The sequence below is a fragment of the Actinoplanes sp. NPDC019969 genome (genome assembly GCF_055562375.1).
This window is the reverse complement of record NZ_JBVHFK010000004.1, coordinates 383,288-404,817: the sequence shown is the minus strand read 5'-3', so window position 1 is coordinate 404,817 and position 21,530 is coordinate 383,288. Positions and strand designations below refer to the sequence as shown.

The following is a 21,530-nucleotide window of genomic DNA, read 5'->3' as shown; positions in this document are numbered from 1 at the left end:
CCGACGCCCAGTGGTCTTTGCTGGGTGGCGGAGAATCGCCTGTCTCGACACCAACTTAGAGGCATTTTGCCGCGGAGCGAAGCGAAGCAAAGCCAGCACAGAGGGGCGAGTGGGCCGCATACCTTGTCCCGTGGGTGAGGGAGCCGGCACGCCTTGTCCCGTGGGTGAGGGAGTCGGTGTGCCTTGTCCCGTGGGTGAGAAAGCCGGCACGCCTATCCCTGCGAAGAGAAAGTCAAAGCGTCCAGAAACTGCTACGGCCGATCGCGTCACCCGTTTTCGTCCGGCTGGTTGTCTTGGCTGTCTCAGCGCAGCTGAGACAGCCAACACAACCAGCCGGGGTTGACCGGAACGCGCATGCATGAGTGGCGCCCGGGGTCCGGTCGTGAGGGGACGCCTGCCGTGGCCGCCGCGATTAACGGGACCTTGCGTGGCCCGTACCAGAGCATGGTGTGAGAGAAGCTCCGCGAACCGCAAGTGGGGGGGGCGAGCCGGATTCCGGAGAACCGGCCCGCCTGCCCCGGGGAGTGTCAGTTGGCGCGTTCGGCCGCGGTGACGGCGTTGCGGAAGAGCATGGCCACCGTGGTGGGGCCGACGCCGCCGACGCGGGGGGTGATGGCGCCGGCCACGTCGGCGCAGGATTCGTCGACGTCGGGGAGGAGGCGGCGGCCCTCGTAGCGGACGCCGGCGCCGATGACGACCGAGCCGGGTTTGACGTGTTCGGGTTTGACGATGCCGGGGACGCCGGCGGCGGCGATCAGGATGTCGGCGCGCTGGGTGTAGCGGGGCCAGTCCTTGACGCCGGTGTGCACGACGGTGACGGCGGCGTTGGCGGTGGGGCGTTTCTGGGCGAGCAGCATCGCCAGGGGGCGGCCGAGGGTGGCGCCGCGGCCCAGGATGACGACTTCGCGGCCGGAGACCTCGATGCCGTGGAAGGCGAGGAGCGCTTCGATGCCGGCGGGGGTGCAGGGGAGAGGGCCGGGCAGTCCGACGGCGAGGCGGCCCATGTTGAGCGGGTGCATGCCGTCGACGTCCTTGTCGGGGTCGAGGGTCTGCAGGGCGGCGTCGTAGTCCAGGTGGGCGGGGATGGGGTACTGGATGAGGACGCCGTGCACGTTCTTGTCGTCGTTGTAGCCGGCGATGACCTTGAGCAGGTCGGCCTGGGTGACGTCGCCGCTGAGGTGCTCGTGCGGGGACTCGAAGCCGAGTTCGGCGGCCTGCTTCTGCTTGATCCGGATGTAGCCGGCGCTGGCGTCGTCGTCGCCGACCAGGATGGTGGCGAGGCTGGGCTGGATGCCGCGGGACTTGAGGGCGGCGACCCGCGCGCGGACGTCGTCGAGAACGGACTCGGCGACGGGCGCGCCGGGAAGAAGACGTGCGGAGGACATGCGTTTCTCCTCGGCCGGAGCCCAGGCGGTCGACTCCGATGTGACGAGCTCCCCGATGGTTCGACCATCCCTGTGCCGCCAGTCGCTGCGTGCCTCCCAGGATGCCGGATGGCCTGGTTCCCCGGCCACCCGGGGCCGGAGATCCGCCGGTAGGGGGATGTTCCAATTGTGTGGAGGATTGGTGACGGTCCGTTCGCTCACGTCGCGACCGGGCACCGCACGGATAGACTCTCACCTCATGAGCGACTCCCCCTCGACCCCGGCCGGCCTGCTGTCCAGCATCACCAATCCCGGTGATCTGAAGCGACTGACCGCTGAGCAGCTGACCCTGCTCGCGGCCGAGATCCGTGACTTCCTGGTGGCCAAGGTCTCCCGGACCGGGGGTCACCTCGGGCCGAACCTGGGCGTGGTCGAGATGACCCTGGCGCTGCACCGGGTCTTCGACTCCCCCCGCGACAAGGTCCTCTTTGACACCGGCCACCAGGCGTACGTGCACAAGATCGTCACCGGCCGGCAGGACGGGTTCGACCTGCTCCGTCAGCGTGGTGGGCTCACCGGTTACCCGAGCCGGGCGGAGAGCGAGCACGACCTGATCGAGAACTCGCACGCCTCCACCGCCCTGTCCTACGCCGACGGCCTGGCGAAGGCGTACGCGCTGCGCGGTGAGGACCGGCACGTGGTCGCGGTCGTCGGGGACGGCGCCCTGACCGGTGGCATGTGCTGGGAGGCGCTCAACAACATCGCGGCGACCCGCAACCGGCTGGTCATCGTGGTCAACGACAACGGCAGGTCGTACGCGCCGACCATCGGCGGTCTCGCCGACCACCTCTCCACGCTGCGCCTCAACCCGGGTTACGAGCGGGTGCTCGACCTGGTCAAGGACGCGCTGGGGCAGACGCCGGTGGTGGGCAAGCCGGTGTTCGAGGTGCTGCACGCGGTGAAGAAGGGCATCAAGGACGCGGTCAGCCCGCAGCCGATGTTCGAGGACCTGGGCCTGAAGTACATCGGCCCGGTGGACGGTCACGACCAGCAGGCGATGGAGTCGGCGCTGCGGCGGGCCAAGGGCTACAACGCGCCGGTCATCGTGCACGCGGTGACCCGCAAGGGCTACGGCTTCCTGCCCGCCGAGCAGGACGAGGCGGACTGTCTGCACGGCCCGGGCAGCGCGTTCAGTGTGGAGACCGGCAAGCTGCTGGCCGCCCCGACGCTGAAGTGGACGAAGGTGTTCGCCGACGAGCTGGTGCGGATCGCCGACGAGCGGCCGGACATCGTGGGCATCACCGCCGCGATGGCGGAGCCGACCGGCATCGCCGCCCTGGCGAAGAAGTACCCCGAGCGGACGTACGACGTCGGCATCGCCGAGCAGCACGCGGCGACCAGCGCGGCGGGCCTGGCGATGGGTGGGCTGCACCCGGTCGTCGCCGTCTACGCGACCTTCCTGAACCGGGCCTTCGACCAGGTCCTGCTGGATGTGGCGATGCACGGGCTGCCCGTGACGTTCGTGCTGGACCGGGCCGGGATCACCGGGCCGGACGGGCCGAGCCACTACGGCATGTGGGACATGAGCGTCTTCGGTGTGGTGCCGGGGCTGCGGATCGCCGCCCCGCGGGACGCCGAGACGCTGCGTGAGGAGCTGCGGGAGGCGGTCGCGGTCGAGGACGGCCCGACGATCGTGCGGTTCCCGACCGGCAAGGTCGCGCCGGACACCCCGGCGATCCGCCGGGTGGGCCAGGTGGACGTGCTGCGCGAGGACGAGAGCAAGGACATCCTGCTGGTCGCGGTCGGCTCCTTCGCCGGGCTCGGCCTGGAGGCCGCGGAGCGGATCGCCGAGCAGGGGTACGGCGTGACGGTCGTCGACCCGCGCTGGGTCCGTCCCGTGCCGATCGAGCTGACCGGCCTCGCCGCCCAGCACCGGCTCGTGGTGACGCTGGAGGACGGCGTGCGGGCCGGCGGTGTCGGCGACGCGGTGGCGGCCGCCCTGCGGGACGCGGGCGTGGCCACGCCGCTGCGTGACTTCGGTGTCCCGGCCGGGTTCCACCCGCACGGCACCCGGGCCGAGATCCTGGCGTCTCTGGGCCTGACCTCGCAGGACGTGGCCCGCGAGGTGACCGGGACGATCACCCGCCTGGACGCGGGCGAGGTCCACGTCTGAGGGCCGGAGCGAGCGCGACAGGCGACCGGCGAGGTCCGCGGACAGGAGCCTGAACGAGGACGAAAAGACGAGCTGGGCAAGTTCGTTACGGAACCGTTACCTTTGATGGATGGGTGCGGACGCCGCGAACGGTCCAGTCGTCGTCATCGAGCTGGGGCTGGATCGGGGTGAGCCGGAGACCTACCGGCGGCCGGGGCGGCGTACCACGCCGCTCTGGCTGGCCCCGGCCCTCCTCGCGGTCCTGTCGCTGTTCGCCGTCACCGCGTCGGCGTCGCCGCCCGGCCCGCCGCTGGAGGTGCTGCTGCGGGTCGCGATCGGCCCCGGCGACCCCTATGTGACCCACGGCGATCAGCTGATCGTCCAGACGGCGGGCGAGCTGGCCTCGTTCGATCTGGAGACCGGCGCCCAGCAGTGGCGGGTGGAGCAGCGGATCCCGGTGTCCCGGCTGCGTACCGGTGGCGGCGGCGTGGTGCTGCTGCGCCCGTGGACGCCCGTGCGGATCGAGCCCGGCACCACAGCGGTCGCGCTGGACACCGGCGAGGTCCGCTGGCGCAACGACCGCAACGTGCTGAGCTTCGCCGACGGCATCGGCGGGGACGCCCTGATGGTCGCCGTGGACGGGGTGCGCGGCGCGGGCCGCCGGGTGGAACGGGCGGTCGAGGTCGTCGACCCGCAGACCGGCGCCGCGCGCTGGCAGGTGTGGGTGCCGTCCACGGCGGTGCTGCTGGGGTTGCCCGGCCACGACGCGGACGAGGCCCGCGTGGTGCTGGTGCACGACGATTCGATCGCCCGGCTGTACGACGTGGCGAGCGGTGACCTGCTGGCCGAGCGGCGGGTCCCGGCGGCCGACTACTCCCCGGAGAACACGGTGGTGACCGGCGGGATGATGCTGCTGCGGCATCCCGGGCCGGCCGGGATCGAGCTGTCCGCCTACGACGCGTGGACGCTGCGGCCGCGCTGGACGGTGCCGGTCCCGACGGCCCGGGAGGTCCTGGCGTGCGGCGGGTTCGCCTGTGTGATCGGGCTGGACGGGGTCCGGGTGGTCGACCCCGTCACCGGTGACGTGCTGTGGCATCGGCCGGGCTGGCGCACCGTCGAGCCGGCCGGCGAGCACCTGGTGGCGTACGCGGACGGCCCCGACGCGCCGTCCGCCCTGGTCGACCCGGTGACCGGCGCGGTGCTCGTGGATCTGACCGGCTGGCACCGGGTGCCCGGCAGCGCGTCCGGCGGGCGGCTGCTGGTGACCCGGGAGGCCGGTCCGGAGACGCGTAGCATGGTCGCGGTCGCGGGGCCCGGGATGTCCCGGCCACGTCCGCTCGCCGATCTGCCCGCCGGCGCCGGTGACTGTCAGGCTGTGCCGGCCCGGCTGATCTGCCGGTCGGTCTACGGCGAGGTGGTCGTCTGGGCGTACCGTGCCCCCGCCGGGTAGTCCGGCTGCCCGCGGGTCCAGGAGGTGCACGGCGTGACGGTGATCGAGCTGGATCGGGACACACCGCTCGATCCGGACGCCGGGCGTACCCCGCCGCCGTGGCGTTACCGCCGTCTCGGCCTGCTGCTGACGCTGGCGCTGCTCGCCGTGCTGGGTGGCGCGGCGACTCCGGCCGGCTGGTCCTGGCGTTATCTGGGTGAGCTGCCCGCCACCGAGGTGCGGATCCAGCTGGCCGGCGGTCTGCTCTTCACCGCGGAGCGGGCCGGCGCCCAGCGCCTTCTGCACGCCTGGAGCCTGCGGGGCCGGCCGGAGCGGCTGTGGACCGCCGAGGTGCCGATCGACTCGGAGGCCGGCATGTTCGATCCGATCCAGATCGAGCACACCGGCGGGGTGCTGATGCTGACCGGCGGGCGGGACACCGTCGTGCTGGATCCGGCGACCGGGCGCATCCGGTGGACCGGGCCGCGACGGCTGCTGGCCGGCTCCGGTGGCACCGGTGTGACGACGGAGCCGATCTTCCGGCCGGGCACGCTGTACGACCAGGACTCCGGCGACCCGGGGCGGCTCTACTTCTCGGCGGACGCGCAGCCGCACACCGAGCCGCCGTTGCGGACCGAGGTGCGCGGGCTGGACCTGGCGACGGGGGAGCCGCGGTGGACGTTCGAGCGGCCCGGCTCGGTGATCGTGGAACCGTTGCCGGCCGGCGACCCGGCCGTGCTGGTCACCTCCTCGGACCGGTTGTCGCTGGTCGACGGGCGGACCGGCGCGCTGCTGCGGGAGGCGGCGCTGCCCCGGCTGGACGGGTCCGGGCCGGGCAGCGCGTCGCTGCTGGACGGGGTGGCGCTGGTGGACTACCAGGAGGCCGGCAAGCAGGTGGGGTACGACGCCCGGACCCTGGACCGGCTGTGGACCCGGGATCTGGCGTACAGCCTGGACCCGGCCGACTGTCCCGGCCTGCTCTGCACCGGCGACCGGGACGAGACGCTGGTTCTCGACCCGCGGACCGGCGAGCCGGGGTGGCGGCTGCCGGCGGCGGACTACCTGAGCCGGCGCGCCGGGTACGTGCTGTGGACCGAGGCGTCGTCGGGGGCGCCGCTGCGGCTGGTCGACGCGTACACCGGGACGCCCCGGGCCGACCTGGCCGGATGGCGGCAGGAGGTGACCGCGCCGTCCGGGCGGATGCTGGTGCTGTCGCGCGGCAACCGGGGCGGCGGGCAGCTGTTCGGTCTGGTGCTGCCGGGCGAGCCGCAGGTGCGGGTGCTGGGTGTGGCCGACACCGAGGGGAGCGAGTGCGCGGCCGACGACCGGCACATCGTCTGCCGGGACGGGACCCGGCTGCGGGTCTGGGCGTTCCGGGAATGACCGCATCGACGCCGTTGACTGCACAATGGGGCGAGTCGTCCGACGGGAGCCCGGGTGCCTGACATGGTGATCGAACTCGGTGAGGTCACGGCCGGTGGGCCGGGTGGGGAGGAGCCCGCTCTGCCGCGGCCGCCCCTGCCGTACCGCTGGATCCTGGGGTTTCTCAGTGTGGCTCTGGTGGTCGTGCTCGGCGGGGCGGCGCCCCCGGCCCCGCCGCCGGCGCCGCCGGTGACCGTGCCGCTGGCCCTGCGCGACGGGATGTGGCTGGTCGGGGACCGGCTCTACCTGTTCGCTCATCCGGAGGCCGCCGCCGCCGGCCTGCCCCGGGACTACACGATCCGGGCCTACGGCCTGCCCGGCGCGACGCCGCTCGGGGAATACACGGTGACCGTGCCCGGCGAGATGTACTCGCTGGTGGACGGCGGTGACGGGCTGCTGCTGGCCGGCTATCAGGAGGGCGACTCCGAGCGGACCGGCGTGATGGCGGTACGCCCGGGGAGCGGCCCCCCGGTGTGGCAGCGGCAGGCGATGCTGTTCGGCTCGGCGGCGGACGACACGATGGCGCTGATCTACGCCGATGTCCGGTCGCCGGGGAAGGCGACCCGGGGGGCCTGGCAGGGGGTCGACAAGCGGACCGGGACGCCCCGCTGGTCGGTGGAGCTCCCGGTGGGCGGCCAGTTCACGATCAGCAACGAGTTCCTCTGGACCGGGTACCCGGACCTGCTGTACCTGCTGCGCCCGGACGGCCTGCTGGAGGTGTACGACGGGGTGACCGGCCGGGTCACCGCCACCACCCGGGTCCCGGTGCCGGTGGTCGAGGGGGAGACCTACCTGATGGTGGCGGGTGGCGTGGCGACCGTCACCGGCGGCGGGCGGACGGCGGCCTTCGACGGGCGTACCCTCGCCCCGCGCTGGGAGACCTCGCCGCCGATGGCGGATCAGGAGAACTACCCGGTGAGCTGTCCCCGGGTGCTCTGCTTCATGCGGATGGAGGATGAGCTCTCCGGGGTCGACCCGGCCACCGGCCGGGTGCTGTGGCAGCAGACCGGGTGGGACGTGATCCGGCCGGTCGGCGACCGCCTGCTGCTCACCCGGTCCAGTGCGCCGGACCAGGCGCTCGTGGTCCTCGACCCGGCCACCGGGAAGATCACCGCGCAGGTCGCGGCCTGGACGTTCGGCGGTCCCGGGCCGGGTCCGGACAGCGCCTACGTCTACCGGCTCCAGCCGGCCGGCGCCACCCTGATCTACGGCGTTCTCGACCTCACGACCGGGCGGACCACGGTGCTCGGCTTCGCCGACGGAGTCACCGGGGACTGCCAGTTCGGGCCGCTCACGATGGTCTGCCGCCGGCTGAACGATCAGGTCTCGGTCTGGCGGCTCTGACGCTGCCGGTTCCCGGTCGGTAACCTGCACGTACACGACCGGGTGATGGAGGTCTGCGGTGCGCGTGCTGGTGGTGGAAGACGAGCGGGACATGGCCGACGCCATCGCGCGCGGTCTGCGCCGCAAGGGGATGGCGGTGGACGTCGCCTACGACGGCCTGCAGGGCCACGAGATGGCGTACGTGACGCGGTACGACGTGGTCGTTCTCGACCGTGACCTGCCCGGCATGCACGGCGACGACATCTGCGCGGCGCTCGTCGAGTCGGGCGCCCTGACCCGGGTGCTGATGCTGACCGCCAGCGCCTCGGTGGAGGACAAGGTGGAGGGCCTGGAGCTGGGCGCCGACGACTACCTGCCGAAGCCGTTCGACTTCAAGGAGCTGGTGGCCCGGGTGCAGGCGCTGGGCCGGCGGGCCACTCCGGCCGCGCCACCGGTGCTGACCGCGGGCGACCTGGTGCTGGACCAGTCCCGCCGGGTGGTGACCCGGGGCGGGGTGACGCTGGAGCTGACCAACAAGGAGTTCGGCGTCCTGGAGGAGCTGCTCAAGGCCAAGGGCGGGGTGGTTTCCACCGAGGAGCTGCTGGACCGGGTGTGGGACGCCAACACTGACCCGTTCACCACCACGGTCCGGGTGACCATCAACACGCTGCGCAAGAAGCTGGGTGATCCGCCGCTGGTGGAGACCGTGGTGGGCGCGGGCTACCGGATCCCCGAGCCGGTCGTGGCCTCGTGACCGTCTACCCGGGACGGGCCGGCCGGTCGATGCGGCCGACGTTGCGGCTGCGGCTGACCCTGCTCAACGGCATCCTGCTGGTCGGCGCCGGGGCGGTGCTGGTGCTGCTGGCCTGGCTGCTGGTCAGCGAGTCGCTGCACCCGGTGGACGAGCTGCGGGCGGGTTCCACCGTGACGCTGAACGACGGCACCACCCGGGAGGCGCTGACCTGGCAGACCGAGATGGTCGCGCAGGCCTCCCGGGAGCTGCTGATCAAGGGGTTCAGCGCGCTGCTGGCGGTCGGGGTGATCGGGGTGGCGCTGGCCTACGCGGTGGCCGGCCGGGCGCTGCGGCCGCTGCACTACGTCACCCAGACCGCGCAGCGGCTCGGTGAGGAGACCCTGGACCAGCGGATCCGGTACTCGGGCGCGGACGACGAGGTGGCCGAGCTGGCCCGGACGTTCGACGCGATGCTGGACCGGCTGGCGGCCGCGTTCGACTCGCAGAAACGGTTCGTGGCGAACGCGTCGCACGAGCTGCGCACCCCGCTCGCCGTGATGCGCACCGAGATCGACGTGACGCTCAGCGACGACGAGGCGGACGTCGCGGAGTACCGGCGGATGGCCAAGGTGGTCCGCAACGCCTCGGAGCGGGCGAACGGCCTGGTCGACGCGTTGCTGGTGCTGGCCCGGTCGGAGGCGCAGTCCGGCCGCCGGCTGGTCCGCAAGATGCCGGCCGACCTGGCGAGCAGCGCCCACAACGCGCTGTCGGCGGTGAAGGCCGAGGCGGAACGGCTGAAACTCGACGTGACGACCGATCTCACGCCGGCGCCGGTGGTCGGCGACCCGAGCCTGCTGGACCGGCTGGCCGGCAACCTGATCGAGAACGCGATCCGCTACAACCACCTGCTGGGCCGGCTGTGGCTGCGCACCGAGTCGGTGGACGGGCAGGCCCGGCTGATCGTCGGCAACACCGGTTTCGAGGTGGAGCAGGCCGACGTCCCGGGGCTGTTCGAGCCGTTCCAGCGGGGCGGCTGGGAGCGTACCGGCACGCGCGGCTCCGGCCTGGGCCTGTCGATCGTGCGGGCGGTCTGCGACGCGCACGGCGGCACGGTCTCCGCGGTGGCGCAGGAGGGCGGCGGGCTGGAGGTCACGGTGGCGCTGCCGGCCGCGGACACCACGCCGGTGGCCGCGGCCACCGCGAGCGTTCCGCGGGTCCGTTGATCCTCGGGGGTACGCCCGGAGCACGGTCCCGTGGTCAGCGGCTGCCGAGCGCCCGGCTCAGCGCCCGCACCGCGGCGTCGAACCCGTGCTCCGGCGGGGTGCCGTAACCGACGACGAGCCCGTCCGACGGCGGCATCGGGCTGTCCGGATGCCGGTACCCGCTCAGCCCGTCGACGGCCACGCCCTGCTCCCGGGCCGCCGCCAGGACAGCCGGTTCGGTGCCCGGCGCGAGCGCGACGACGGCGTGCAGGCCCGCGGCGACGCCGGTCACCCGTACCCCCGGATGGTCCTGCGCGAGCACCGCGACCAGGTGATCACGCCGTCGCCGATAGACCTGCCGCATCCGGCGCAGATGCCTGTCGTAGGCGCCGCAGGCGATGAAGTCGGCCAGCGTGAGCTGGTCGTTCGCGCCGGACCAGACCTCGCGTGACCCCTTGGCCGCGAGCACGTCGTCGATCATGCGGTCCGGCAGCACCATCCAGCCCAGCCGTAGCGCCGGCGACAGGCTCTTGCTCGCCGAGCCGAGGTACACCACCCGGTCCGGGTCGAGGCCCTGCACCGCCCCGATCGGCTGGCGGTCGTAGCGGAACTCCCCGTCGTAGTCGTCCTCCAGGATCAGCCCGCCGGTCGTGCGGGCCCAGTCGACGACCGCGGTGCGGCGGCTCGCGTGCAGGGCGCCGCCGGTCGGGTACTGATGCGCCGGGGTGAGCAGCACCGCCCCGGCGCCGGGCATCGCCGCCACCCGGGCGCCGTGCTCGTCGACCGGCAGCGCGACGGTGCGCCGGCCCAGCAGCTCGCGGTGGAACGGCAGGCCGTAGGCCTCGACCGCGACGGTCTCCGGCAGCAGGCGGGCGAGTAGCCGCACCCCGCCGGCGAACCCGGCGCAGACGACGATCCGTTCCGCGTCGGCGCGCACACCCCGGGCCCGGCTCAGGTATTCGGCGAGGGCCCGGCGCAGCTCGGGGCGCCCGCGCGGGTCACCGGGACCGAAGGCCTCGCTCGGCGCGGCGGTCAGCGCCCGGCGGGCCGAGGTCAGCCAGGCGGACCGGGGGAAGGCGGCGGCATCCGGTGAGCTGGGCGCGAGATCGTGTCGTGGCCGGTGGTCGTGCGCGATCGGGTGCCGGGGGCGGACCGGCGGCGGGGTGGCCCGGCGCGCGACCCGGGTGCCGGAGCCCTGCCGGGCGGTGAGCCAGCCCTCCTCGACCAGTTCGGTGTACGCCTCGGCGACGGTGTTGCGGGCGATGCCGAGATCGGCGGCGAGGGCCCGGTAGGACGGCAGCCGGGTGCCCGGGGTGAGCCGTCCGTCGCGGATCGCGTCGCGTACCGAGCGCATCAGGGCGACGCGCCGCCCGCCCGCGCCGAGGGTGAGATTGACCCAGGAATCCGGCATGGAACTGCACCATACTCCGGGTCACTCGGCTACTTAGCGTGTAAGTCATGAACTTCCGCGACACCGCCCCGAAGATCTTCCGCGCCATGCTCGCCCTCGACGCCGCGGCCCGGGAGGGCCTCGACCCGGTCCTCGCCGAACTCGTCCAGATCCGGGTCGCGCAGATCAACCGGTGCGCGTACTGCATCGGCTATCACACCCGCGACGCCCGCAAGGCCGGCGAGACCGAGCAGCGGATCTATCAGCTCACCGCCTGGCACGAGTCCCGCCTCTACACCGAGCGGGAGAGGGCGGCGCTCGCTCTGGCCGAGGCGGTCACCCTGCTCCCGCAGGGCGTCGCCGAGCAGGTGTACGCCGAGGCCGCGCGCCACTTCACCGAGCCCGAGCTGGCCGCCCTGATCGGGGTGACGTTCACCGCGAACGCCTGGAACCGGATCAACGTCACCTGCCGGACCGACCCCGATGACCTCTGAGGTCCTGGTCCGGCCGGCCCGTGGCTGGCTCGCCGTCGCCGCGGTGACCGTGGGCATCTTCGCCCTGATGACCTCCGAACTGCTGCCGGTCGGGTTGCTCACCCCGGTCGGCGCGGAACTCGGGGTGGCCGAGGGCACGGCCGGGCTGATGGTGACCGTGCCCGGCCTGGTCGCCGCGGTGTCCGCGCCGCTGGTCACGGTGGCCACCGGCCGGCTGGACCGGCGGCTCGTCCTGGCGGCGCTGATCGGCATCGTCGGGGTGGCCAACCTGGTCTCCGCGTTCGCGACCGGGTTCGGCCCGGTCCTGCTCGCCCGGTTCCTGATCGGGGTGAGCGTCGGCGGGTTCTGGTCGCTGGCCGGAGGCATCGCGGTGCGCCTGGTGCCGGAGCGTCACGTGCCCCGGGCCACCGCGGTGATCTTCGGTGGGGTGGAGACCGCGTCGGTGCTGGGGGTGCCGGCCGGCACGATGCTCGGCGATCTCAGCGGGTGGCGGACCGCGTTCGCCGCGGTCGGCGTGCTCGGCCTGGCCGCGCTGGCGGCGATCGTGCTGCTCGTGCCGCGGCTGCCACCGGAGCGGGTCCTCGCCCTGTCCGGCCTGCCGCCGGCCCTGCGCGGCCGGGCCCTGCGCGGCGCGCTCGCGGCGACGTTCCTGCTGATCACGGGGCATTTCACGGCGTACACCTTCGTCCGCCCCGTGCTGCTCGACCGGGACGTGCCCGCGGACCTGATCGGGGCGCTGCTGCTGGTCTTCGGTGTCGCCGGGATCTGCGGCAACTTCCTCGCCGGGGCGCTGGTCGCCCGTGGCCTGCGCCGGACCGTGGCGGGGATCGCCGTGGTCCTGGCCGTCGCGATGGCCGCGGTGCTGGTCACCGGCCTGCCGGTGTGGCTCGCGCTGTGGGGGCTCGGTTACGGGGCGATCCCGGTCGCGCTGCAGACCTGGGTGCTGACCGCCGCGCCGGCCGCGACCGAGGCCGCGAGCTCGTTGTTCGTATCGGTGTTCAATCTGTCGATCGCGTTCGGGGCGCTGCTCGGCGGCCTCGTCGTGGACACGCTCGGGGTGACCGGCGTGCTCGTGGCCGGCGCCGTCCTGGCCGTGGCCACGCTGGTCCCGGTGCGCCGGGCGCCGTGAGCCCGGCCTTCCGCTGCGGGCCGGTGCGGTCACCGCACCGGCCCGTCGCGGCGTACCGGATCAGCTCTTCGTCTCGATCTCGGCGCGGTGCTTCGGGAAGTCCGCGGCCACCTGGTCGGCGGTCTTGAAGAAGTACATGATCATGCCGACGCTGCCGTTGTCGGCCCAGCCGCAGACGGCGACCTTCTCGCCCTCCATGGCCGCGGTGCCGCACTGCGCGACGCCACCGAGCGTGCCGGTGCCGACCGCGGTGATGCCGCTGACCTGGGCGGTCTCGCTGAACGACTTGAACGAGGCGTCGAGTTCGGCCTTCGGGTCGGCCAGCGTGGCCTTGGTGGCGATCGCCGCGGTCATCTGCGACTTGGTGATGTCGCCGTAGAAGGCGCCGAACGCGTCGGACGCGCCGGGGTAGCCGGCCAGCTCCTTCTCCATGTCCGCCGTCAGCGAGGCGAACTCCTTGTTGTTGAGCTTGGGCTGGCCGCCGAGGGTGGCCGGCTCACTGATGGTGATCTTGGAGGCTTCGACGCCGGCGTCGATCTCGTCCTTGGCGAAGATGTAGAACGCGGCGCCACCGCCGACGCAGAGGACCAGCACGATCCCGATGATCACCAGGACGATCGGCAGGGCCTTGGACTTCTTCTGCGGGGCGCCGGGCGGGGGCCCGAAGCCGGGCGGCGGCGGTGCGAACCCGGGCGGCGGCTGCTGGCCGTAACCGGGCTGCTGCTGTCCGTACTCCGGCTGGCCGTACTGCGGCTGCTGGGGCTGCCCGTACTGCGGTTGCTGAGGCTGCCCGTACTGCGGCTGCTGCGGCACCTGCGGCTGACCGTACTGCGGCTGCTGCGGCGCGCCGTAGGGCGGCGGCGACTGGGGCTGGCCGTACTGCGGAGGCTCAGGGGACCCGAACTGCCGGGTCGGTGGAAGCGGTTCGCCGGGCGAGGGCTGCCCGGGCGGCGGGGGGTATGTCATCGGGACTCCATCAATCGAATAGTCGCTGGATCCTATCGACGCCCGGGAACGACGGTAGACCTCTCAGCGGGTGAATTCCCACACCAGCACGCCGATGGCCCCCGCGCCAGCAGCGCGGGGGCCATCGATCGTCGGATCTCGGTCAGCTGCGGACGTTGGCCACGCCGTCCGCCAGGAACCGCTTGCCGGTGACCTTCTCCGCGATGCCGCTGCGGTCCAGGTACGGCGTGACGCCACCCAGGTGGAACGGGTAGCCGGCGCCGAGGATCATGCACAGGTCGATGTCCTGCGCCTCCGCGACCACGCCCTCGTCGAGCATCAGGCGGATCTCCTCGGCCAGGCCCTCGAGCGCCTTCTGCCGAACCTCGTCGGCGGTCAGCGGGGCGTCCCCGACCTGGAGCAGGGCGATCACCTCGGGGTTGATCTCCTTGTCGGCCATCACCGGCAGCTTCGCGTCGACGATCCGCTTGAGGTTCGGCGAGTCGACGTAGCGGTCCGGGAACGCCGCGTGCAGCGTCTCGCCCACGTGGTAGGCGACGGCCGGGCCGACCAGCTGCAGCAGCGCGATCGGGCGCATCGGCAGGCCCAGCGGGTCCATCGCCACGTTCACCACGTCGAGCGGGGTGCCGGCGTCGACGGCCTGGAAGATCTCGCTGGTGACCCGGGTCAGCAGGCGGTTGACCACGAACGCCGGGGCGTCCTTGACCAGCACCGACGACTTCTTCAGCGTCTTGCCGACCTCGAACGCGGTGGCCAGCGTCGCGTCGTCGGTCTGCTCGCCCCGGATGATCTCCAGCAGCGGCAGGACGGCGACCGGGTTGAAGAAGTGGAAACCGACCAGCCGCTCCGGGTGCTCCAGACCGGCCGCCATCTCGGTGATCGACAGCGAGCTGGTGTTGGTCGCCAGGATCGCCTCCGGGGAGACGATCTTCTCGAAGTCGGCCCAGATCTGCTTCTTCAGCTCGAGGTTCTCGAAGACGGCCTCGATCACGAAGTCGGCGTCGGCGAACACCGACTTGTCGACCGAACCGCTGATCAGCAGGCGCAGCTTGGCCGCGGTGCCCTCGTCCATCCGGCGCTTGGAGACGAGCTTCTCGATCTCGGCGTGCACGTAGGCGACGCCCTTGTCGACCCGCTCCTGGTCCAGGTCGGTCAGCACGACCGGGACCTGGAGGCGGCGCAGGAACAGCAGGGCCAGCTGGGAGGCCATCAGGCCGGCGCCGACGATGCCGACCTTGGTGACCTTGCGGGCCAGCGACTTGTCCGGCACGCCGACCGGGCGCTTGGCCCGGCGCTGGACCAGGTCGAACGCGTACAGGCTGGCGCGGGACTCGTCACCCAGGATCAGGTCGGCGAGGGCCTCGGTCTCGGCCGCGGTGCCGTCCTCGAACGACGCCGTCTTGGCGAGCGCGAGCAGCTCCAGGGCCTTGTTCGCGGACGGGATGGCGCCGTGCGTCTTCTCGTCCAGAACGGCCTTGGCGAACTCGAGGACGCCGTCCCAGTCCTTGCGGTCGATCTCCTGACGCTCGACCGTGACGTCGCCCTTGACCACGCCGGCCGCCCAGGCCAGCGAGTCCTCCAGGAAGTCGGCCGCCTCGAACAGGGCGTCCGCGACACCCCACTCCTTGGCCTGCTTCGGGCGCAGCGTCTTCTGGGTCAGCGGGTTCGACAGGATCACCTGGGCGGCGTTGATGATGCCGATCAGGTTCGGCAGGATCTGCGAGCCACCCCAGCCGGGGATCAGGCCGATCGCGACCTCGGGCAGGGCGAGCGCCGCCGCGCCGGTGGAGACCGTGCGGTAGTGGCAGTGCAGCGCCACCTCGAGGCCGCCGCCCATCGCCGCGCCGTTGACGAACGCGAACGTCGGGATGGTGCTGTTCCTGAGGCGGGCGAAGACCCGGTGGCCCAGCTCGCCGAGCGCGACGGCCTGCTCCCGCGAGTTGATCAGCGGCATGCCGGTGATGTCGGCGCCGACACAGAAGATGTACGGCTTGCCGGTCAGCGCGATGAACGACGGGTTCGCCTCGGTGGCCGCGGTGATCGCCTCGTCCAGCGAGGTGAGGCCGGCCGGGCCGAAGCTGTTCGGCTTCTTGTGGTCGAAGCCGTTGTCCAGCGTGATCAGGGCGGCGGGCCGGTCCAGGCCGGGTACCGGCACCAGGCGGAGGATCGCCTTGGTGACTACCTCGTTCGGGTTCTCGATCACTTGGCCGCGCCCTCCCAGTACGGGTTCTCCCAGATAACGGTGCCGCCCATGCCGATGCCGATGCACATCGCGTTGATCCCGTAGCGGACGTCGGGACGCTCGGCGAACTGCCGGGCGAGCTGCGTCATCAGGCGGATCGCCGAGGACGCGAGCGGGTGACCGATGGCGATCGCGCCGCCCCACGGGTTGACCCGGGGGTCGTCGTCGGCGATGCCGTAGTGGTCGAGGAAGGCGAGCACCTGGATCGCGAAGGCCTCGTTCAGCTCGAACAGGCCGATGTCGTCGATCGTCAGGCCGGCCTTCTTCAGCGCCTTCTCCGTCGACGGGATCGGGCCGTAACCCATGATCTCCGGCTCGACGCCGACGAACGCGTAGGACACCATCCGCATCGCGACGGGCAGGCCCAGCTCACGGGCGGTCGCCTCGTCGGCCAGGATCGCCGCGGTCGCGCCGTCGTTGAGGCCGGCCGCGTTACCGGCGGTGACCCGGCCGTGCGGGCGGAACGGGGTCTTCAGGGTGGCGAGCTTCTCCAGCGACGTCTGGCGCGGGGCCTCGTCGACGGTGGCCAGGCCCCAGCCCAGCTCCTTGCTGCGGATCGCGACCGGCACCAGGTCCGGCTGGATCTTGCCGTCGGCGTACGCCTTGGCGGTCTTGATCTGAGAGTTCAGGCCGTACTTGTCGGCCCGTTCCTTCGTGATGTGCGGCAGGCGGTCGTGCAGGTTCTCCGCCGTCGAGCCCATCACCAGGGCGGACGGGTCGACCAGCTTCTCGGCCAGGATCCGCGGGTTGGGGTCGACGCCCTCACCCATCGGGTGCCGGCCCATGTGCTCGACGCCACCGGCGATGGCGATGTCGTACGCGCCCATCGCGATGCCGCCGGCGACGTTGGTGACCGCGGTCATGGCGCCCGCGCACATCCGGTCGACCGAGTAGCCCGGGGTGGTCTTGGGCAGACCGGACAGCAGAGCGGCGGTCCGGCCGAGGGTCAGGCCCTGGTCGCCGATCTGGGTGGTGGCCGCGATCGCGACCTCCTCCACCTTCTCCGGCGGCAGCTGGGGATTGCGCTTGAGCAGTTCGCGCATACAGCGGATCACCAGGTCGTCGGCGCGGGTCTCGGCATACATGCCGCCCGCTTTGCCGAACGGGGTGCGGACGCCGTCGACGAAGACGACCTCGCGTACTTCACGGGGCACAGCAAGCCTCCTTGCGGGCGTGAACCCAAATGTGTCGGCAATGCTACTCGCCAGTAACTAGTAGCTGCCAGGCCCTCCGAGAAAAGGTCACATCCCGAAGTCAGAGCCACATATCGGCGCTGCGGACCGCCGCTGAAGAACTCCGGCTGGTTGTCACGGCTGTCTCAGCGCCGCTGAGACAGCCGTGACAACCAGCCGGGAGAAGGAACCCCTCAGGCGCTTTCCGGAAGGACCGCCGCGAGATCGTCGCTGAGCAGCACCACCTGCCAGTTGCGGGCGCCGAAGCCGAGCAGCGTGTCACCCACCGTGCGGGGCGTGATCTCGTCCGGCGGGGACCAGGCCAGCCGGCGGATGAAGTCCGGGCTGATCAGGTTCTCCGGAGGCAGGTTGTGGCGCTCGGCGGTGCCCACCACGATCTGCCGGCAGCGGGCCAGCCGGGCCGCCGCGATCGGATCACGCTCGGCCCAGCGGTGCGGCGGTGGCGGGCCGTCGACCGGCTGGTTCACCGGCAGCTCGTCGTCCGGCAGCGACCGGGCCGCGTCCAGCGCGTCCAGCCAGATCTTCGCCAGCCGGCGCACCGAACGGCCACCGAACCCGGGAATGCCGAGCAGGGTGCGCTCGTCCTTCGGATCGGCCTCGGCCGCGGCCACGATCGCCGAGTCCGGCAGCACCCGGCCCGGTGCGGAGTCCTTGCGGGCGGCGACACCGTCCCGGGCGTACCAGAGCGCGCGGACCCGGGACTGGGCGCGGGCGCCCCGGACACGGTGTATCCCCGAGGTGCGGCGCCACGGATCCGGGCGCACCCGCGGCGGCCGGTCCGCGCCGGCCACCAGGGCCGCGAACTCCTCGGCCGCCCAGGCCGCCTTGCCCTGCCGCTCCAGCTCCTCGGCGAGCAGGTCCCGCAGGTCGGTGAGCAGCTCCACGTCCAGGGCGGCGTAGGTCAGCCAGGACTCCGGCAGCGGACGGGTCGACCAGTCCGCCGCCGAGTGGTGCTTCTCCAGCGAGTAACCCAGCAGCTGCTCGGTGAGCGCGGCCAGGCCGACCCGCTCGAAACCGGCCAGCCGCGCAGCCAGCTCGGTGTCGAACAGCCGGCGCGGCCGCATGCCGATCTCGGCCAGGCACGGCAGATCCTGGCTGGCGGCGTGCAGCACCCACTCGGTGTCGGCGAGCGCGGCGTCCAGGGTGCGCAGATCGTCCAGGGGCAGCGGGTCGATCAGAGCCGTTCCCGCGCCGGCCCGGCGCAGTTGCACCAGGTAGGCGCGCTGGGTGTAGCGGTAGCCCGAGGCGCGCTCGGCGTCCACCGCGACCGGCCCGGAGCCGGCGGTCATCAGGGCGACGATCTCGGCCAGTTCGGCCGGGGTCTCCACCGGGCGGGGAGTGCCGTCCCGGGGCGCGGTCAGGGGTGTGCTGGGGCGGGAAACCTCCTCGGGACCGCCAGACGGGTCGGGCGGCACATCGTGCGGTCCGTCTCCTGCCGTGTCCGGCGAGTCCCGACGGCGCAGGGGTGCTTCGTCGGTCACTCCGTAACCGTACGGGGACGGCACCCTCGCCGTGCGCAGCAGGGCACTCGGCGCGTCGATTCTCGATCTTTCGGGGAGTTCATCCGTTCCGCCTTCCGGTCCGTACCACCTGTCGCAGCGCCGAGACCACCGGGAGGCCGCGCAGAATGTCCACTTCTTTCGAGCCCTTCACGCCCGCCAACGGCTCCGGCGGGCGCCGGCGTTCCCAAGAGTGGCCCTCCTGGCAGGACGAGGCTCAGGACCCGTGGGCGCAGCCGGCTCATCACCAGCAGCCGGCTCATCACCAGCAGCCGGCTCATCACCAGCAGCCGGCTCATCACCAGCAGCCGGCCTATCACCAGCAGGCGGGTCACCAGCAGCAGCCGGTTTACCAGGATCCCGCCTATCAGCCGGTGTACCAGCAGCCGGTCTATCCGGAACCGGTTTACCAGGAACCGGTCTACCAGGCCCCGCCGCCGGTTCACCAGGCGCCGCCCGCTCCGCTTCCCCGGCCCCGGACCAACAAGACGAAGTCGATCATCATCGGGCTGGTGGTGGCCCTGGTCGCGGTCTCCGGCTGGCAGGCCTTCCGGGTCGAGAGCATGATCCAGAGCAGCAACGACCTGGCCGAGCGGGTGAGCACCTCGCAGGGCAAGACCGAGGAGCTGGAGAAGCGGCTCACCTCGGTCTTCGACTCGGAGGGCATCGCCGAGGGCGTCCTGCCCAGCGTCTTCCGGGTACGGGCGGGCGAGTTCACCGGCACCGCCTTCGCGATCGGCCGGGCGAGCGGGCGGACCAACCTGTTCACCAACTTCCACGTGGTGCAGGAGGTCTGGGAGAGCGGGGACCGGGCGGTCACCCTGGAACGCGGGAACACCCGGATCAACGCGACCATCGTGAAGGTCAGCGAGGGCAAGGACCTGGCGCTGCTGCGGACCAACCAGGACATCACGCCGCTGCAGGTGGCCCCGGGCGCGGTGAAGTCCGGTCAGCAGGTGATGGTGGTCGGCGCGCCGCTCGGCCTGGAGGACTCGGTGACCACCGGGGTGATCAGCGCGTTCCGGACCACCGAGGACGGGCCGACGATCCAGTTCGACGCCCCGATCAACCCCGGCAACTCGGGCGGGCCGGTGGTCGACGCGAACAAGCGGGTGGTCGGACTGGCCACGGCGAAGGCCCGGGACGCCGAGGGCATCGGCCTGGCCATCCCGATCGCGACGGCCTGCCAGACGCTCGGCGCCTGCAACGTCCCCTGAGCCCCGGCGGCGTGTGGATTTCGGGCGCTATGCGCGGCCGAAACCAACACACCGGGTCGTGTGGATTTCGGGCGCTATACGCGGCCGAAATCAACACGCGGGGTTCGGAGCGAGGCGACGCCCGGGGGCGGCAGACCGGCCGTCGAGGACAGCATCACGCACCAGCCGCGCAGGTGGGCGCCGAAGTCGCCGGAGGTGGGCGTCCACGACGCGCGCACCTCCAGGTCGGCGGTGGGCTCCGGGCCGGCCAGCTCACCGAACCGGGTGGACGCGGTCTGGGTGACGGTGCCGCCGATCGCCGTGTACGCCGCCGCGTGCTGGTCCAGCCCGTCGGTCAGCCAGGTCCAGGCCACCGCGGGCAGCAGCGGATCGGAGGCGAGGTCCTCCTCCAGCTCCGCCGTGATCAGGGTGACCAGCCGCAGGTCGCCGCGCCAGGCGTCGTGCCCGGCCGGGTCGTGCAGCAGGATCAGCCGGCCGCTCGCCACCTCGTCACCGGCGCGGAGCACGGTGGCGCTCAGGGCGAACGCGAACGGCGCGAGCCGCTGAGGCGCGGCGATCTCCTCGAGCAGGATCTCCGGCCGCGGCGACTCCGCGCGCAACCCGGCAACGGCGCGGGTGAACGCCTCGGGGGCAGCGGAGGGGGACGCCATGGGGGCAGCCTATGCCGATCTCGCGGCTGCCACCGCTCGCCGCGCCGCCGGGGCCCGCCGGTCCCATGACAGGATGGCCGGGTGACGGTTCTCCAGGATTCCCCGTTCGTCCGGGCCTGTCGTGGTCTGCCCGGCCCGCACACCCCGGTCTGGTTCATGCGGCAGGCCGGCCGGTCGCTGCCGGAGTACCGGAAGATCCGCCAGGGTGTCGGCATGCTGGAGTCGTGCCGCCGGCCCGACCTGGTCACCGAGATCACCCTGCAGCCGGTGCGCCGGCACCACGTGGACGCGGCGATCTTCTTCAGCGACATCGTGGTGCCGATCGCGGCGGCCGGCGTCGACCTGGACATCGTGGCCGGCACCGGCCCGGTGGTGGCCGAGCCGATCCGTGCCGAGGCCGATCTGGCCCGGTTGCGCCCGATCACCCCGGCCGACGTGGACTTCGTCACCGAGTCGGTGCGGCTGCTGGTCGCCGAGCTCGGCGCGACGCCGCTGATCGGTTTCGCCGGGGCCCCGTTCACCCTGGCCAGCTACCTGATCGAGGGCGGTCCCTCGCGGACCTACCTGAAGACCAAGGCGATGATGTACGGTGCCCCCGACCTGTGGAACGCGCTGCTGAGCCGGCTGGCCGACATCACGTCGACGTTCCTGCGCGTGCAGATCGAGGCCGGGGTGAGCGCGGTCCAGCTGTTCGACTCCTGGGCGGGCGCGCTGTCCGAGGCCGACTACCGCAAGTACGTGATGCCGCACTCGGCCGCCGTGCTGGGCGGCCTGGCCGACGCCGGTGTGCCGCGGATCCACTTCGGGGTGGGCACCGCGGTGCTGCTGGAGGCGATGGGCGAGGCGGGCGCCGACGTGGTCGGTGTGGACTGGCGCACCCCTCTGGACGAGGCGACGAAGCGGATCGGGCCGGACCGCGCGGTGCAGGGCAACCTGGACCCGGCGATCCTGTTCGCCGACTGGGCGACCGTCGAGCGGGAGACCCGCCGGGTCCTCAAGCAGGGCCAGGCGGCCCCCGGGCACGTCTTCAACCTGGGCCACGGCGTGCTGCCGGAGACCGATCCGGAGGTCCTGACCCGTCTGGTCGCGCTGGTGCACGAGGTTTCCGGCTCGTAAGAGAGGCCG

The 21,530-nt window shown here is 72.4% G+C and carries 17 protein-coding genes and 1 riboswitch; of the genes, 10 read left to right on the top strand and 7 right to left on the bottom strand.

Annotated elements, in window-relative coordinates; translation table 11 throughout:
- Positions 1-527 precede the first annotated feature (527 nt).
- Complete coding sequence (locus ACZ3II_RS15235; protein ID WP_465518249.1) at positions 528-1,385, bottom strand: bifunctional 5,10-methylenetetrahydrofolate dehydrogenase/5,10-methenyltetrahydrofolate cyclohydrolase; 858 nt, start codon at positions 1,383-1,385, stop codon at positions 528-530.
- Positions 1,386-1,397: 12 nt separating this feature from the next.
- Positions 1,398-1,482: riboswitch (ZMP/ZTP riboswitch) on the bottom strand.
- A gap of 141 nt (positions 1,483-1,623) precedes the next feature.
- Here ACZ3II_RS15235 and dxs point away from each other — a divergent pair.
- The 6 genes from dxs to ACZ3II_RS15205 all read left to right on the top strand — a co-directional run bounded on the left by dxs (position 1,624) and on the right by ACZ3II_RS15205 (position 9,646).
- Positions 1,624-3,537 carry a 1-deoxy-D-xylulose-5-phosphate synthase gene (dxs, locus tag ACZ3II_RS15230; RefSeq protein WP_465518248.1) on the top strand — a complete coding sequence of 638 codons (1,914 nt, stop codon included), beginning with the start codon at positions 1,624-1,626 and terminating at the stop codon, positions 3,535-3,537.
- Positions 3,538-3,646: 109 nt separating this feature from the next.
- Positions 3,647-4,966 carry an outer membrane protein assembly factor BamB family protein gene (locus ACZ3II_RS15225; protein ID WP_465518247.1) on the top strand — a complete coding sequence of 440 codons (1,320 nt, stop codon included), beginning with the start codon at positions 3,647-3,649 and terminating at the stop codon, positions 4,964-4,966.
- A 33-nt stretch (positions 4,967-4,999) separates the two neighbouring features.
- Complete coding sequence (locus ACZ3II_RS15220) at positions 5,000-6,328, top strand: outer membrane protein assembly factor BamB family protein (protein ID WP_465518246.1); 1,329 nt, start codon at positions 5,000-5,002, stop codon at positions 6,326-6,328.
- A gap of 63 nt (positions 6,329-6,391) precedes the next feature.
- Positions 6,392-7,711, top strand: a complete 1,320-nt coding sequence (locus tag ACZ3II_RS15215; protein ID WP_465518245.1) for an outer membrane protein assembly factor BamB family protein — start codon at positions 6,392-6,394, stop codon at positions 7,709-7,711.
- A 58-nt stretch (positions 7,712-7,769) separates the two neighbouring features.
- On the top strand, positions 7,770-8,444 hold the full coding sequence (locus ACZ3II_RS15210) for a response regulator transcription factor (RefSeq protein ID WP_465518244.1): 675 nt from the start codon (positions 7,770-7,772) through the stop codon (positions 8,442-8,444).
- A 29-nt stretch (positions 8,445-8,473) separates the two neighbouring features.
- Positions 8,474-9,646, top strand: coding sequence for a sensor histidine kinase (locus tag ACZ3II_RS15205; protein WP_465518408.1), 1,173 nt, complete (start codon positions 8,474-8,476; stop codon positions 9,644-9,646).
- Between the two features lie 34 nt (positions 9,647-9,680).
- Here the strand turns inward: ACZ3II_RS15205 and pdxR are convergent, their stop codons facing one another.
- Entirely contained in the window at positions 9,681-11,036 is a 1,356-nt protein-coding gene (gene pdxR / locus ACZ3II_RS15200; RefSeq protein WP_465518243.1) for a MocR-like pyridoxine biosynthesis transcription factor PdxR, read from the bottom strand.
- A gap of 47 nt (positions 11,037-11,083) precedes the next feature.
- Between pdxR and ACZ3II_RS15195 the strand changes: the two genes are divergently transcribed.
- A complete protein-coding gene (locus ACZ3II_RS15195) occupies positions 11,084-11,509 on the top strand; it encodes a carboxymuconolactone decarboxylase family protein (protein WP_465518242.1) in 426 nt (141 codons plus the stop codon).
- Positions 11,499-12,638 carry an MFS transporter gene (locus ACZ3II_RS15190; RefSeq protein WP_465518241.1) on the top strand — a complete coding sequence of 380 codons (1,140 nt, stop codon included), beginning with the start codon at positions 11,499-11,501 and terminating at the stop codon, positions 12,636-12,638. Before ACZ3II_RS15195 ends, ACZ3II_RS15190 begins: the two co-directional genes overlap by 11 nt.
- A gap of 60 nt (positions 12,639-12,698) precedes the next feature.
- Here the strand turns inward: ACZ3II_RS15190 and ACZ3II_RS15185 are convergent, their stop codons facing one another.
- The 4 genes from ACZ3II_RS15185 to ACZ3II_RS15170 form a co-directional block, all read right to left on the bottom strand.
- Complete coding sequence (locus ACZ3II_RS15185) at positions 12,699-13,604, bottom strand: hypothetical protein (RefSeq protein ID WP_465518240.1); 906 nt, start codon at positions 13,602-13,604, stop codon at positions 12,699-12,701.
- A 142-nt stretch (positions 13,605-13,746) separates the two neighbouring features.
- Entirely contained in the window at positions 13,747-15,807 is a 2,061-nt protein-coding gene (locus ACZ3II_RS15180) for a 3-hydroxyacyl-CoA dehydrogenase NAD-binding domain-containing protein (RefSeq protein ID WP_465518239.1), read from the bottom strand.
- Positions 15,804-17,000: a thiolase family protein gene (locus ACZ3II_RS15175; protein ID WP_465518238.1), complete on the bottom strand. Its 1,197-nt coding sequence runs from the start codon at positions 16,998-17,000 to the stop codon at positions 15,804-15,806. Before ACZ3II_RS15175 ends, ACZ3II_RS15180 begins: the two co-directional genes overlap by 4 nt.
- 212 nt (positions 17,001-17,212) lie before the next feature.
- Positions 17,213-18,520 carry an HRDC domain-containing protein gene (locus tag ACZ3II_RS15170; protein WP_465518237.1) on the bottom strand — a complete coding sequence of 436 codons (1,308 nt, stop codon included), beginning with the start codon at positions 18,518-18,520 and terminating at the stop codon, positions 17,213-17,215.
- Between the two features lie 146 nt (positions 18,521-18,666).
- Between ACZ3II_RS15170 and ACZ3II_RS15165 the strand changes: the two genes are divergently transcribed.
- A complete protein-coding gene (locus tag ACZ3II_RS15165) occupies positions 18,667-19,755 on the top strand; it encodes a S1C family serine protease (RefSeq protein ID WP_465518236.1) in 1,089 nt (362 codons plus the stop codon).
- 74 nt (positions 19,756-19,829) lie between these two features.
- On the opposite strand, the gene ACZ3II_RS15160 is transcribed toward ACZ3II_RS15165, so the two are convergent.
- On the bottom strand, positions 19,830-20,405 hold the full coding sequence (locus ACZ3II_RS15160; RefSeq protein WP_465518235.1) for a DUF3000 domain-containing protein: 576 nt from the start codon (positions 20,403-20,405) through the stop codon (positions 19,830-19,832).
- A gap of 81 nt (positions 20,406-20,486) precedes the next feature.
- Between ACZ3II_RS15160 and hemE the strand changes: the two genes are divergently transcribed.
- Positions 20,487-21,521, top strand: coding sequence for a uroporphyrinogen decarboxylase (hemE, locus tag ACZ3II_RS15155; RefSeq protein ID WP_465518234.1), 1,035 nt, complete (start codon positions 20,487-20,489; stop codon positions 21,519-21,521).
- Positions 21,522-21,530 lie beyond the last annotated feature (9 nt).

Excerpts from the sequence above, each read along its gene's own strand:
- ACZ3II_RS15235 (WP_465518249.1), bottom strand. The coding sequence starts at position 1,385 with ATGTCCTCCGCACGTCTTCTTCCCGGCGCGCCCGTCGCCGAGTCCGTT.
- dxs (WP_465518248.1), top strand. The coding sequence starts at position 1,624 with ATGAGCGACTCCCCCTCGACCCCGGCCGGCCTGCTGTCCAGCATCACC.
- ACZ3II_RS15225 (WP_465518247.1), top strand. The coding sequence starts at position 3,647 with ATGGGTGCGGACGCCGCGAACGGTCCAGTCGTCGTCATCGAGCTGGGG.
- ACZ3II_RS15215 (WP_465518245.1), top strand. The coding sequence starts at position 6,392 with ATGGTGATCGAACTCGGTGAGGTCACGGCCGGTGGGCCGGGTGGGGAG.
- ACZ3II_RS15205 (WP_465518408.1), top strand. The coding sequence starts at position 8,474 with ATGCGGCCGACGTTGCGGCTGCGGCTGACCCTGCTCAACGGCATCCTG.
- pdxR (WP_465518243.1), bottom strand. The coding sequence starts at position 11,036 with ATGCCGGATTCCTGGGTCAATCTCACCCTCGGCGCGGGCGGGCGGCGC.
- ACZ3II_RS15195 (WP_465518242.1), top strand. The coding sequence starts at position 11,084 with ATGAACTTCCGCGACACCGCCCCGAAGATCTTCCGCGCCATGCTCGCC.
- ACZ3II_RS15190 (WP_465518241.1), top strand. The coding sequence starts at position 11,499 with ATGACCTCTGAGGTCCTGGTCCGGCCGGCCCGTGGCTGGCTCGCCGTC.
- ACZ3II_RS15185 (WP_465518240.1), bottom strand. The coding sequence starts at position 13,604 with ATGACATACCCCCCGCCGCCCGGGCAGCCCTCGCCCGGCGAACCGCTT.
- ACZ3II_RS15165 (WP_465518236.1), top strand. The coding sequence starts at position 18,667 with ATGTCCACTTCTTTCGAGCCCTTCACGCCCGCCAACGGCTCCGGCGGG.
- ACZ3II_RS15160 (WP_465518235.1), bottom strand. The coding sequence starts at position 20,405 with ATGGCGTCCCCCTCCGCTGCCCCCGAGGCGTTCACCCGCGCCGTTGCC.